The organism is Micromonospora sp. NPDC050276 (assembly GCF_044459545.1).
Lineage (GTDB): Bacteria > Actinomycetota > Actinomycetes > Mycobacteriales > Micromonosporaceae > Micromonospora.
Window position 1 is genome coordinate 428,718 of sequence record NZ_JBITJA010000003.1, and the last position, 13,267, is coordinate 441,984.

At 72.9% G+C, this 13,267-nt stretch carries 8 protein-coding genes; 5 read left to right on the forward strand and 3 right to left on the reverse strand.

Going from position 1 to position 13,267, the window contains the following annotated elements:
• Window positions 1-28 precede the first annotated feature (28 nt).
• Complete coding sequence (gene dxs, locus ACIBF8_RS08060) at window positions 29-1,975, forward strand: 1-deoxy-D-xylulose-5-phosphate synthase (protein ID WP_396781609.1); 1,947 nt, start codon at window positions 29-31, stop codon at window positions 1,973-1,975.
• Between the two features lie 217 nt (window positions 1,976-2,192).
• On the opposite strand, the gene ACIBF8_RS08065 is transcribed toward dxs, so the two are convergent.
• The gene (locus ACIBF8_RS08065) at window positions 2,193-3,386 is read right to left on the reverse strand and encodes a hypothetical protein (RefSeq protein ID WP_396781610.1); all 1,194 of its coding nucleotides are present in this window, start codon (window positions 3,384-3,386) and stop codon (window positions 2,193-2,195) included.
• A gap of 431 nt (window positions 3,387-3,817) precedes the next feature.
• Here ACIBF8_RS08065 and ACIBF8_RS08070 point away from each other — a divergent pair, with 431 nt between their 5' ends.
• Both ACIBF8_RS08070 and ACIBF8_RS08075 read left to right on the forward strand, forming a co-directional pair.
• Entirely contained in the window at window positions 3,818-5,692 is a 1,875-nt protein-coding gene (locus tag ACIBF8_RS08070) for a hypothetical protein (protein WP_396781772.1), read from the forward strand.
• Window positions 5,692-7,503, forward strand: a complete 1,812-nt coding sequence (locus tag ACIBF8_RS08075; RefSeq protein ID WP_396781611.1) for a hypothetical protein — start codon at window positions 5,692-5,694, stop codon at window positions 7,501-7,503. Before ACIBF8_RS08070 ends, ACIBF8_RS08075 begins: the two co-directional genes overlap by 1 nt.
• Here ACIBF8_RS08075 and ACIBF8_RS08080 read toward each other — a convergent pair.
• Window positions 7,500-9,389: a hypothetical protein gene (locus ACIBF8_RS08080; protein ID WP_396781773.1), complete on the reverse strand. Its 1,890-nt coding sequence runs from the start codon at window positions 9,387-9,389 to the stop codon at window positions 7,500-7,502. The two genes, ACIBF8_RS08075 and ACIBF8_RS08080, sit on opposite strands and share 4 nt — an antisense overlap.
• A 111-nt stretch (window positions 9,390-9,500) precedes the next feature.
• Here ACIBF8_RS08080 and ACIBF8_RS08085 point away from each other — a divergent pair, with 111 nt between their 5' ends.
• Window positions 9,501-10,778, forward strand: coding sequence for a PQQ-binding-like beta-propeller repeat protein (locus tag ACIBF8_RS08085; protein ID WP_396781612.1), 1,278 nt, complete (start codon window positions 9,501-9,503; stop codon window positions 10,776-10,778).
• Window positions 10,775-12,058, forward strand: coding sequence for a PQQ-binding-like beta-propeller repeat protein (locus ACIBF8_RS08090; RefSeq protein WP_396781613.1), 1,284 nt, complete (start codon window positions 10,775-10,777; stop codon window positions 12,056-12,058). The genes ACIBF8_RS08085 and ACIBF8_RS08090 overlap by 4 nt, the downstream gene beginning before the upstream one ends.
• Here ACIBF8_RS08090 and ACIBF8_RS08095 read toward each other — a convergent pair whose 3' ends face one another.
• Entirely contained in the window at window positions 12,059-13,207 is a 1,149-nt protein-coding gene (locus ACIBF8_RS08095) for a peptidase C39 family protein (protein ID WP_396781614.1), read from the reverse strand. It lies immediately after the preceding gene.
• Window positions 13,208-13,267 lie beyond the last annotated feature (60 nt).

The following is a 13,267-nucleotide window of genomic DNA, read 5'->3' on the forward strand; positions in this document are numbered from 1 at the left end:
TACCGGTCGGCCGATAGACTCTGCGGTCATGAGTGTTGAAGAGGACACGGCCAACCACGGCCGGCTGCTGGGGACGGTTCGCAGTCCGCAGGACGTCAAGCGGATGTCCGGCGAGGAACTGGCCGTCCTGGCCGCCGAGATCCGGGACTTCTTGATCACTAAGGTCTCCCGTACCGGCGGGCACGTCGGGCCCAACCTCGGTGTGGTCGAGCTGACGCTCGCCATGCATCGCGTCTTCGACTCACCCCGGGACCGGCTCCTGTTCGACACCGGCCACCAGGCGTACGTACACAAGATCATCACCGGGCGTCAGGCCGGCTTCGACAAGCTCCGCCAGCGCGGTGGCCTCTCCGGCTACCCCAGCCAGGCGGAGAGCGAGCACGACCTCATCGAAAACTCGCACGCCTCCACCGCGCTGTCCTACGCCGATGGCCTCGCCAAGGCGTACGCCCTCCGGGGTGAGGCGCGCAGCGTCGTGGCCGTGGTCGGTGACGGCGCGCTCACCGGCGGCATGTGCTGGGAGGCGTTGAACAACATCGCCACCGCCGGCAACCCCCTCGTGATCGTGGTCAACGACAACGGCCGCTCGTACGCCCCGACCATCGGCGGGCTGGCCGACCACCTCTCCTCGCTGCGGCTCAACCCCGGCTACGAGAAGGTCCTCGACACCGTGAAGGACGCCCTCGGCTCCACCCCGCTGGTCGGCCGACCGATGTACGAGGTGCTGCACGCGGTCAAGAAGGGCATCAAGGACGCGGTCGCCCCGCAGGCCATGTTCGAGGACCTCGGCATCAAGTACGTGGGCCCGGTGGACGGGCACGACGTGGCAGCGGTCGAGGCGGCGCTGCGCGCGGCGAAGAACTTCGGCGGCCCGGTCATCGTGCACGCGGTCACCCGCAAGGGCTACGGCTACCGTCCCGCCGAGGAGGACGAGGCGGACTGCCTGCACGGCCCCGGCAGCGCCTTCGACGTGGAGACCGGCGCCCTGCTGGCCGCCCCGTCCGTCAAGTGGACGCACGTCTTCGCCGACGAGCTGCTGGCCGTCGCCGACGAGCGCCCGGACGTGGTGGGCATCACCGCCGCGATGGCCGAGCCGACCGGCATCGCCAAGCTGGCCCGCAAGTACCCCGAGCGGGTGTACGACGTGGGCATCGCCGAACAGCACGCCGCCACCTCGGCGGCCGGGTTGGCGCTCGGCGGCCTGCACCCGGTGGTCGCCGTCTACGCCACCTTCCTCAACCGTGCCTTCGACCAGGTCCTGCTGGACGTGGCGATGCACAAGCTGCCGGTGACCTTCGTGCTGGACCGGGCGGGCATCACCGGCCCGGACGGGCCGAGCCACTACGGCATCTGGGACATGTCGGTCTTCGGGGTGGTGCCCGGGCTGCGGATCGCCGCGCCCCGCGACGCCGCCACGCTGCGGGAGGAGCTGCGCGAGGCGGTGGCCGTCGACAACGGCCCGACCGTGCTGCGGTTCCCGACCGGTGCGGTCGCCGCGGACCTGCCGGCGCTGCGCCGGGTCGGCCCGGTCGACGTGCTGGCCGAGTCCGCCCGGACGGACGTGCTGCTCGTCGCCGTCGGCTCCTTCGGCCAGTTGGGCATGGAGGTGGCCGCCCGGGTCGCCGAGCAGGGCTACGGGGTTACGGTCGTCGACCCCCGCTGGGTCCGCCCGATCCCGGCGGAGCTGGTCGAGCTGGCCGCCCGCCACCGGCTCGTGGTCAGCGTCGAGGACGGCGTACGAGTCGGCGGGGTGGGCGACGCGCTCGCCCAGGCGATGCGCGACGCCGACGTCCGGGTGCCCGTCAAGGACCTGGGTGTACCGGCCGACTGGCACCCACACGGCACCCGCGCGCAGATCCTCGCCGACCTGGGCCTGACCGCCCAGGACGTGGCGCGCAACGTCACCGGCTGGATCTCCGGCCTGGATGCCACCCCGGACCGCCTCACCCCCAGCGACGCGACCGCACAGAACTGACGAAACGAACAACGGCGGGCGTCCCTCGGGACGCCCGCCGTCACGTATCCACCGCAACCCCGCTCCGCCCCGCCGCGCCCTCGCTCCGCCCCGCCCTCGCCCCGCGCCTCGCCGATCTTGCACTTTCGGTTGACGTAATGCGCCTCGTGCACCGGTTTGTCGGCGCAGAAAGTGCAAGATCGGCGGATCGGGGCGGGGCGGGGCGGGGTGGGGGCTGTTAGCGGGGCGAGATGGAGCGGTAGTGGGTCTTGTCGGTGTTGGCGAGGCTGTAGGTCTGGGAGCGGGACGGGCTGGGGATTACCACCAGGCCCGGGCGCTCGACCAGCAGGGGCGTGCCCGGTGGGACGGACAACGAGCTGTCCCGGGTGGCCCGCCAACTCAGCACCACCAGCGGCTGACCGGGCACCGGCAGTTGGTACGCCTGCAATGACGTGGCCCGGTCGGCGGGGGAGACGACGGGCGCGCCCCCGTCGGCCGGTCGATAGACCACCGCAGTCATCGCGCCGGCGTCGGTGTCCCAGCTGAGTTGCTGCAACTCGGCCGCCTCGCCACCGCCCAGCGCGACCTCGCCGAGCGAGCGCACGGTGAGCTTCGCCATCGGCCAGGACGTCGGCACCGAGCGGGGTGCGTCCCGGTCCCCGATCCGGCGCGGGATGCTGCCGAACGGGCCCCGATCGCCGGCCAGTACGCAGGTGTCCAGACCGGCGAGGGCCCGCCGGCCGGTGCCGGACTCGTCGCGGACCAGCGGATAGCGCGGATCGACGGTGCCGGTGCCCAGGTCGAGCAGTCGGTCGGCGGCCCGCCCGCGGGGCAGCGACTCGGTGGTTCGCAGGGTGGCGGTCACGGCGACGGCCGTGCAGGACGGCACGTCGACCGGCGCGCTGAGACCGTCCGCGATGGTCAGCGTCCGACCCTGTGGCCCGAGGAGGGTCTGCACCCGGGCCGAGACCAGGTAGCGCCGGCCGCCGGCCGTCTGCACCGGCAGCACGTCGGAGTAGACCAGGTAACCCGGGTCGGTGTATTCGGTGGCGCGGGTGACCGCGTACCGGTCGCCGTCGCGAGCGAGTTGCAGCAGCCAGGACGCGCTCTCGCCGGGCACGTCGGCGGCCACCAGCGCCACCGGGGCGCCGTCGACCCGACCGGAGAAGAGGATGCCGGACGAGGGCAGGTGCACGCGGTCGTCGGCCGGTGACCGCCAGTTCCGCACCGCCGCGGTGACCGCTGCCGTCGCCGTGGTGTCCGCGGCGAGGTCGCCACGGGGCGGCCACACCGCCAGTGTGCCGTCCAGACTGTCGTACCCGACGCGCAGGTCCTGCGGCTTCCGCTCGGCTACCGGACCACAGGCCGTGCCGGCCAGCAGTGCGCTCAGCAGTACGGCAAGCGCCCTGCCGTACCGACGGCCTGGAGTCACCTGGCCCGCCCCCGATCGCCTCGCCGTCGCTGTCGGAAAGCGCCATAGTACGAGATGTCCGGTGCGGAGCCCCAGTTGGCCGGCACCCGACCCACCACAATGGACACCACCGGGGCTTTAGGGCGTTTTGGTGGCTCCGGTAGACTCCGCCGACTGTGACGCCTGCCGAGTCCCGCGCCCTGCCCGCGCCGCACCCGGAGGCGGCAGCCGACCCCGCCGAGCTGGTGAATTACCGCACACCGATCGGCCTCTTCGCCGGCCCGCCCGCGCTGACCGGATCCACCACGGCACACAACGAGGTCGCAGCGCCGGCTGAGCCCGCAGCGCCGGCTGAGCCCGCAGCGCCGGCTGAGCCCGGAATCCCGGCTGAGCCCGCAGCGCTGGCTGAGGTCGCAGCGCCGGCTGAGCCCGAAGCACCGGCCGAGCCCGGAATCCCGGCTGAGCCCGCAGCGCTGGCTGAGGTCGCAGCGCCGGCTGAGCCCGTAGCACCGGTCTGGCGCGCAGCGCCTGGAGAGTCAGCGGAGAGCGTCGCCGAGGACGTGGCGCGGACGCGGGCGCGGTGGCGTGGGTGGACCCGGCGGCGGCAGCACCTGGCGGTGGGTGGGCTGTTCCTGCTCGCCGCGCTCTGGGTGACCAGCCGGATCTGGCTGGACCCGTCCGGCCGGGTGGCCTCGCTGTACACCGGTGACCCGGCCCAGGTGCAGTTCTTCCTCGCCCACTCGGTACGCGTGGTGCTGCACGGCGAATACCCGTTCTACACCGAACAGTTCAACTACCCCGACGGCGTCAACCTGATGGCCAACACGGCCGTGCTGGCGCTGGGTATCCCGATGGTCCCGGTGACGCTGCTGTTCGGGCCGGCGGTCTCCTTCGTGGTGCTGGTCACGCTCGGCCTCGCCGGCACCGCCATGGCCTGGTACCTGATGCTCTCCCGCCACCTGGTGCGTACCCCGCTCGCGGCGGCGGTCGGCGGCTGGTTCTGCGGGTTCTCGCCCGCGATGCTCTCGCACGCCAGTTGGCACCCGAACATCATCAGCCAGTTCCTGCTGCCGTTCATCGTCTGGCGGGTGCTGGTGCTCACCCGCTCCGGCAAGCCGGTCCGGGACGGGGCGCTGCTCGCCCTGCTGGTCACCGCGCAGGCGTTCATCAACGAGGAGATCCTGCTCTTCACGGCGCTGGCCTGCGGCGTCTTCCTGCTGGCGGTGCTCGCCCAGGAGCCGGCCCGGTGGCGGGCGGCGTGGCGGCCCCTGGGTGCCGGTGTGCTGACCTGCGCGTTGCTGGCCGGGGCGTTGCTGGCGTACCCGCTCTACGTGCAGTTCGCCGGGCCGATGGCCTACCACGGGCTCAGTGACGCGGTGCAGGACTACGGCAACGACATCGCCGCCTTCTTCGCCCCCGGCTCGCCCACCCTCGGCGGCAACCAGCGCGCCAACATCAACCTGGCGCCGAACTACTCGGAGGAGAACGCCTTCTTCGGCTGGAGCCTGTCGCTGCTGGCCATCGGCATCGTGGTCTGGCTGCGTCGGGAGTTGATCGTCCGGGCGCTTGCGGTGACCGGCGTGTTCTTCGCCGTGCTCTCCCTCGGCGAGCGGGTGTCCTGGTGGGACCGGGAGCTGATCACCGGGCCGTGGCAGTGGTTGGTGCACCTGCCGCTGCTGGACGCCGTGGTGCCCACCCGGTTCGGTCTGATCACCAGCGTGGTGATCGGTCTGCTGCTCGCGCTCGCCGTCGAGCGGGCCTGGGCGCTGCGTCCGGCCGACCGACGCACCGTCCGCACGCTCACTGCCGCGGGCCTGGCGTTCGCGTTGCTGCCGATCGCGCCGATGCCGCTGCGGATGGTCTCCCGGCCGCCGGTGCCGGACTTCATCACGGCGGACCGTTGGCGGGCGTACGTCGGGCCGGACCAGACGCTGGTGCCGATCCCGGTGCCCAGCATGGGTAACACGCACGGCATGCGCTGGGCGGCGGCCACCAACCTCGACTTCAAGATCCCGGGCGGTTACTTCCTCGCGCCCCGCAACGGCAACACCGGTGACCCGGGTCGGTTCGGCGGCCGTCCCAGCGGCGTGGGCCAGTTGTTGGAAGAGGTGGCGACCACCGGCCGTACGCCGAAGCTCGACGACCGGCAGCGTCGCCGATTCACCGACGAGCTGCGGCACTGGCGGGCGGCGATCCTGGTGCTTCCGGTGCGACAGCAGAACGCCGAGCCACTGCGGCGTACGGTCGAGGAGCTGGTCGGCCCGGGCCGCCAGGAGTTGGATGTCTGGGTCTGGGACGTCCGGACGCTCACCGACCGTTCGGTCTGATGACCACCGGGACGACGTCCCCGAACACCTCGTTGCCGGCGACGGTCGACACGTCCCGTCCGGCCTGGCCGCGGGACGCGCTGGTGGTGGCCGGCTATCTGGGCCTCGCCGTGCTGGTGACCAGCGGGCAGTGGGGGCACCCGTGGCGGCTGTTCCACCAGGCGGGTGACCAGATCCTCTTCGAGTGGATGTTGGCGCACACGGCCCATGCGGTGGTCGAGGGGGAGAACCCGCTCTACAGCGCCGGGCTGAACGCGCCCGACGGGATCAACCTGATGGCGAACACCTCGGTGCTCGGCCTGGGCGTCCCGCTGACTCCGGTCACCCTGCTCTTCGGCTCGCAGGTGGCGTTCTGCGTGGCGGTGGTCTGCTGCCTCGCCGGCACCGCCGCCGCCTGGTACGTGCTGCTGCGCCGCCGCTTGGTCGCCACCCGGTCGGCGGCGGCGGTGGGTGGCCTGATCTGTGGATTCGCCCCGGGCATGATCGCCCAGGCGGGTGCGCACCTGCACGTCGCCGCGCAGTTCTTGGTGCCCGCGATCCTCGCCCTGGTGTTCCGGCCCGGCTCGGCTGCGGCGCGCCCCGACGGGTCGCGGCCTGACGTGTGGCGGCCAGGCGTGGGTCTCGGGCTGCTGCTGGTCTGGCAGGTCTTCATCGGCGAGGAGGTGCTGGTCTTCCTGGCCCTCGCGGCCGGGGTCTTCGCGTTGGCCTACGCGCTCGCCGACCGGGCGGCCGCCCGGCGGCTCGCGCCGGCGCTCTTCGGCCGGCTCGCGGTGGCGGCCGGGGTGGCGGCGGTGCCGCTGGCGTACCCGTTGTGGTTCCAGTTTCATGGCCCGCAGCACTACTCGGGCATGGCGTTCGCCACGCAGGGCTTCCAGCTGGACGTCGCCTCGTTCACCGCGTCGGCCCGGCAGACCGTGCTCGGTGACGACTGGTTGCCCGGGTTGCTGTCGCCGAACCCGACCGAGGAGAACTCGTTCTTCGGCCCGGGTCTGCTGGTGCTCGCCGTGGTGATCGTGATCTGGCAGTGGCGACGACCCCTGGTCCGGGCACTGGCCGCCTGTGGCGTGGTCTTCGCCCTGCTCTCGCTCGGCGACGAGCTGCGGGTGGATGGCGACGCCACCGGCATTCCGGGCCCGTACCGGCTGGTCAGCGGGTTGCCGTTGCTCGATCTCGCGGTGCCGGCCCGGTTCGCGCTGGTCTGCGTACCGGTGCTGGGTGTGCTGGTGGCGCTCTCCCTGGACCGGGTCCGGGCCGCGGTCGGGCCGACCGCGGCGCCGGGCTTGCCGGTGCGGCTGCTGTGGGCCGGCGCGGTCGCCGCCGCGTTGCTGCCCCTGGTGCCGACGCCGATCCGCGTGGTGCCGGTCGCGCCGGTGCCGGCGTTCATCGCCGCCGGTGGCTGGCGTCCGCTGGTGCCGCCCGGTCGGACGATGGTCGCGGTGCCGCCGGTCACCGGGGCCGGGCGCAGCCCGGTGATGCTCTGGTCCGCCCGCAGCGGTCTGGCGTTTTCCGCGCCGGGCGGTTACTTCATCGGACCCAGCGGACCGGACGACCCGACGGCTCGCTGGGGCGCGCCGGACCGGCCGACGTCGGTACTGCTGCGCCAGGTGGCCGAGACCGGGGCGGTGCCCGTGCTCACCGATGCCGACCGCCGCCAGGCCGTCGAGGACCTGCGGCACTGGCGGGCCGCGGTGGTGGTACTCGGCCGGCTGGAGCACGGTGACCCGGTACGCCGTACCGTCGACGACCTGCTCGGCCCGGCCCGGCCGGTCGACGGCGGGTGGTTGTGGGACGTCCGGGAACGCGTCGACTAACCCACCAGGGCGCGGACGTCCCAGACCCAGACGTCGTCGACCCGCTGCGGTGGCCCGAGCAGCCCGGTGACCAGCTCGCGCAGCACCGCCTCGCTCGGGTGCGCCCCGAGCACCACCACCGACGCCTTCCAGAACCGTAGGTCCTCGACGGCCTGGCGGCGGTTGTCCTCGGTGAGCACCGGGATCGCGCCACGATCCATGGTGGAGTAGATGAGCGTGCTGGTGGGTCGGTTGGGCGCGCCGAAGACGCCCTCGCCCAACTCGTTCGGGCCGATGAAATAACCGCCCGGAACGGGGAACTCCTGCCCGGTCAGCGCACTCCAGCGCAGCGTCGGCAGGCCGTGCACGTTGCTCGGGATCGGCACCGGCACCAGGGTGCGACCTGACGGCACGTACGGCCGCCAGCCGCCCGCGGTGATGAAGTGCGGCGGCGGGTCGATCTGCTGGGCGGGCAGCGGTCGGGGGAAGAGCGGCAGCACGGCGAGGGCGACCGCCGCGTACCCCACCGGGCGCAGCCACCGACGGCGGGCCGCGACCGGCGCGGGCGCGTCGTCGGACGTCGCCGGGGTCGCTTCGGCCACGCGCTGGGCCGGCACCCGCGGCTGGTCGGCCACCGGGCGCCCCTGGCGGTACGCGGCGTCCCAGGTCATCGCGAGCAGTACGCCCACCGCGGCGGCGACCACCAGCGCCAACCGGGTCGGCATCATCATCTCGACCAGGGGCAGGTCGTCCGACACGTACGACCAGGGGCCGCGCACACCGGTCTCCACCCCGTCGAAGCGCACCCACGGCCCGATCGAGGCCACGGTGAACACCACGATGAGCACCGCGACGATCCGGGTGGCCAGTGAGCGGCGTACGAGCAGCACCAGAGCCACCACCGAGAGCAGCACCAGCGGCCAACCGAACCAGGTGTTCTGCTCGGTCATTCCGATCGTCTTCTCCACCGCCGGGTCACCGGCCCAGGTGTCCCGGGCGAAGGTGACGAAGGCAACCAGGTCCTCGCCCCAGTTGTGGAACACGCCGCCCTGCAGGCCCCGGTAGGACTGCGGGCCGTTGAACTGGAACCAGATCGGGTACGCGGTGAGCACCAGGGCCAGCCCGCCGGCGACACCGAGCCCGGCCAGGAACGTGCCGGCGGTGGCCCGGGTGGCCCGCGGCCGCTGCACGGCGTACGCCAGCACGATGACCAGGCAGGCCAGCGCGGTGAGCAGCAGCATCTCCTCGTTGATGAAGATCTGGTACGCCACCAGCGCCCCGAGTACGAGCCCGTTGCGCCGCCACCGGCCGGGTTCGCCCAGGCGCAGCACCCGCACCACGATCAGCGGGAGCAGGAAGTTGGACACGAAGTTGGGTTGGCCGTTGGCGTGGTGGATGATTCCTGGCGCGAAGCCGAGGAACGCGCCTCCGACGAACGCCGCCGCCCGGGAGCGCACCAGGTGACGGGAGAGCATCCAGTACCCGGTGCCCGCGGTGGCGGCCAGCGCCGCACCCAGGTAGAGCGCGTACATCACCTGCGGGCCGAGCAGCATGGTCAGCGGGGCCAGCGGCAGGGTCACCCCGAGCAGCGACGTGTTGGCCATCATGTTCACCCCGTCCGGGGCGTTCTGGCGGGCCGTGAAGAGCGGGTTCTCCAGGTGCCGCACCGAGTACGCGCCGTGCGCGAACAGCCACTCGAACCAGCTGTGATCGGTGGGCAGGTGCGAGGAGACCCGGCCGGTGACGTCACCCCAGTAGTTGAGGCAGACGAAAACGCCCAGCAGCACATAGGCTCCGAGGGCCAACAGGTCGGCTCGGGCCGGGCGGCGTCGACGCCGCCGTGTCGGCTCGACCTCGGCCGGGTCGGCGTCGGTCAGGGAATTCAGCGAAGGGTCTACCACCGGCACAGCCACGACGCGCCATCGTACAGGCGCGGGTCCGTCGCTTTTGCCGGGCCGGTGTGCGCACGGTCGGTTTGCCGGACGTTGCTCCCGTTACGCGGTGACGGAGGGACGTAGTTGTCGATCATCGAGCTGGGTGGGGTCCGGAAGGGACCGGCAGCGGTGCCGCCGGTCCGCCGGCCGCGCGCCGCCGGCCGCCCGCTGCGCAGCGCGGCGGCGCTGGTGCTCGCCCTGCTGGTGCTGGGCGGTGCGACACCGGCTCCGCAGCGGACGGTGTACGTTGTGCCGGCGTCGCGCACCTCCACCGCGTACCTCGCCGCGGACGGCATCTTCGTGGTCGACCCACCGAGAGCCGACCAGGACCGGTACCTGACCGCGTACGCCCAGCCGGCACCGACCGGCGCGGGTGTGCGGCGGCGGTGGCAGGCGTCGCTGGTGCGCAGCGGTGACTATCTCGACGTCCGGGTCGACCGAGGGCTGGTGTTGGTCACGGCGGTCACCGCACCGAACCGGCTGTTTCAGACCACCGCCTTCGACGCCGGGACGGGCCGGCAGCGGTGGCGGCACCCCGGCGGCGCCCTACCGACCGTCGACGGCGGTCTACTGCTGACCAATGTCCGGGAGAACGGGCCGAGCGCGATCAGCCGGGTCGAGCCCGAGTCCGGCCAGCTGCTCTGGGCGGTGTCGATCCCGTCACCCGCGAACCCCTCCTACCATTTCGTCGAGGGCCGGGTCGAGGAGTTCGTGCTGCTCCAGCCCACTGGCGAGGTGCAGGTGCACGACGCCGGCACCGGCCGCCTGCTGCGCAGCGTCGACACGCTGCCCGGCGACCGGTCGGCGTATCAGCGGGTGCAGGTCGTCGCCGACCTGCTGCTGCTCGTCCCGCCCGGCAGTACGCGGCTGGTGAGCTTCGGGTTGGCCGAGTTGGAGCCACGGTGGACCGTCGACGTGCCGCTGGTGTCGCATGTGCTCGACTGCGGCGGGCTGCTCTGCGCGGTCCCGCAGGTCGGCGGCCTCCAGGTGCTCGATCCGAGGACCGGGGCGGTGCGCTGGTCGGAGTCGGGCCAGGACATCCTGGCCGACGTCCGCGACGGCCGCCTGCTGGTGACCGCGCCGGGCCGGGGGTACGCGGTGCGGGACGCGGCGACCGGGCAGGCCCGAACCGAGCTGGGCGAGTGGAACCTGATGCCGGTGCTCGGCGCGGACGACCCACTGGTTGGCGTGCGGCAGGGCGACGACGGGCGGTTGGTCGTCGCCGAACTGGACCTGGTGGCCGGCCGAGCCCGGATCGTCGACGTGCTGCCGGGCATTGCCGGCAGCTGCCAGGCATCCCTGCCGATCCTGCTGTGTCAGCGCCTCGACGGCACCACCGCGCTGTGGCGGTTGACGCGATGACCGGTCCGGTGATCGACCTCGGTGAGCTGCGGCACGGTTCGGATCCCGACCCGCTGCCCCGCCCGCCCCGCGCCAACGGCCGGTCGCTGCGCTGCGCGCTGGCGCTGCTGCTGGTACTGGTCACCGTGGGTGCGGCTGCCGCGCCACCGCCCCGACGGTCCGTGGTGACGCTGCCGGTCCGACCCGGGGCGGACGTGTTGATCGACGGCGATCTGTTGCTGGGCATCGAACCGATCAACGACACCCGGACGCTGCAACGGCGGCTGGCCGCGTACCGGCTGCCCAGCGGCGCGCCGGTCTGGCAGGCGTCGCTGCCCGGCGAGGCCCGGTACTGGGGAATCGCCCCGGTGGCGGGGATGCTGCTGGTCACCGGGTACGAGATCGGCGTGGACAGTCAGAGCAGCCTGACCGTGGCGTTGGACCGGGCGACCGGGGCGTACCGGTGGCAGCAGCCGGGCAGCGCCACCCTGCTGGCCGACGGCAGCCTGTTGCTGCAGGCCGGCGGCGAGGGCCAGCCGGTCAGCCTGCGGGCGGTCGATGCCTGCTGTGGCAACGTGCGGTGGCAGTTGCCCGCCGCCGCCAACGTCGAGGTCCAGCACAGCGGGCGGGGAGCGGCCCGGGTGGTGCTCCACCAGCGGAACGGGCCGACCGAGGTGCGCGACGCGGCCACCGGCTCGGTGCTTGCCCGCGCCGACCTACGCCCACCCGGCGGTGAGCCGCTCGACTTCGTGCAGGTGATCAACGACCTGCTGGTAACCATCGGCGGCGAGCCGACCACGGTCACCGGGTACGGACTCGACCGGCTGGACCGACGCTGGACCAGCACGAGAGGCCGGGTCGAGTTCTCGGCGGACTGCGGGCCCGTCCTGTGTCTGCGCACCGGTGCCAACGAACTACAGGCGATCGACATCGCGACCGGCGAACTGCGCTGGCGCAGTGACCGCTGGCGGTGGGGCTGGCCGTTCGAGGGGCGGCTGATGGTCAGCGCGAGTGACGGCGGTGCGGTGGAGCACTACCTCGTGCTCGATGCGCTGACCGGCCGGCAGCTGGCCGACCTGGGTCAGTGGAGCCTGTTCCAGCTCGGCGTCGGAGGCCGGCTGGTCGGCGTACGCCGGCATCCCGACAGTGGGATGCTCGTCGGTGAGCTGGACATCCGCGCCGGGAAGGTGCGCATCCTGGACGTGCTGCCGGAAGCCGTCGGGAACTGCCAGGCGATCGTGGATCACCTGCTGTGCACCACCCCGAACGGCTCGTACCAGCTCTGGACGTTGCCGGACTGATCACCAGTTCGGCTGGGCGGGCGGCGGGGGCAGCGGCACCGACGCGGGCCGCAGCACGTACGCCACCCCGCCGCTGCCGCGCTGCCAGACCGACTCGAACCCCTGCCGGGGCACGGTCCGACGGACCGCGTCGTCGTCCGGGGCGTACGGGTCGTTGAGCACCGGGTCGCCGTCGTCGGTGAAGCCGACCAGCACCATCAGGTGCCCCGCGGTGTCGTAGCCGAGCCCCGGGACCTCGTCGGCGCGGAACGCGGCGGAGACGATCAGGGGGATGCCGGCGGCGATGAACGCCTCCGCCTCGACCAGCGATCGGAGTCGGGTGACGAACGCCTCCACCCCGTGCAGACCGGCGTACGCGGTGTTGAACGACCAGTTGCCGGCCCCGGCGTACGCGTGGTCGTAGCAGTGTCGAGCGGCGTGCACCACCACCGGACGCGGGCCGGACGGCCGCACCCAGGCGTAACGCTCCGGCGTCGGCTCGGCCCCCCAATAGGCGAGCAGCATCGAGGTGCAGGTGGGGCTGCACCAGGAGTCGCCGCCACCACCCCACTGCGGGTACTGGCCGGCGTGCAGCCGCTGGGAGTAGCGGGGCACGTCCAGCACCATCCCACGAGCGGCGGTGGAGGCGGGTCTCCGCTCGTACCCCTGGCCGGTCGTGGTCGGGTCGGTGGCGACCGCGCCGATGCTGCGCAGCACCGGACCGGTGGAGCTGCCGTCGGGCCGGCACAACGTCGCCCGCGCCTGCCATCCGGTGACCGTCGCTCCGGTGATGATCAGGGTGTCGGTGTCGACCCGGGCGTCGCCGTCGCGCTGCCCCGGCACCGAGGTGCGTCGAACCGCGTGGTCGGCGGCGGCCCAGCGGGCCAGCCGGTACCAGTCGGTGCTGGGCCCGTCGTCGTGCCAGCCGCGCAGGTCGACCTCGATCCAGCAGCCGTCCGGAGTGTCGGCGGTCCAGGACGGCACCACCTCGGCGACGGCGAAGCCGACCCGTACCGGCGGTGACGTCCAACAGCCCCGGTCGACGCCGTCGAGGGCGAGCCCTCGCCGGGTGGCGAGCAGGCCGTCGCCGCTGCCGCTCGTCGCGTCCGCCGGCAGGTGGAAACCCCGGTAGGCGATGTCCCGCCGGGTGGGTGGTGCCGCAGTGGTCATGCCAGGTCCGTCCGTCGCTCGGTGCCGCCGGACAGCTTCGCGTACGCCGAGGTGGCCCGC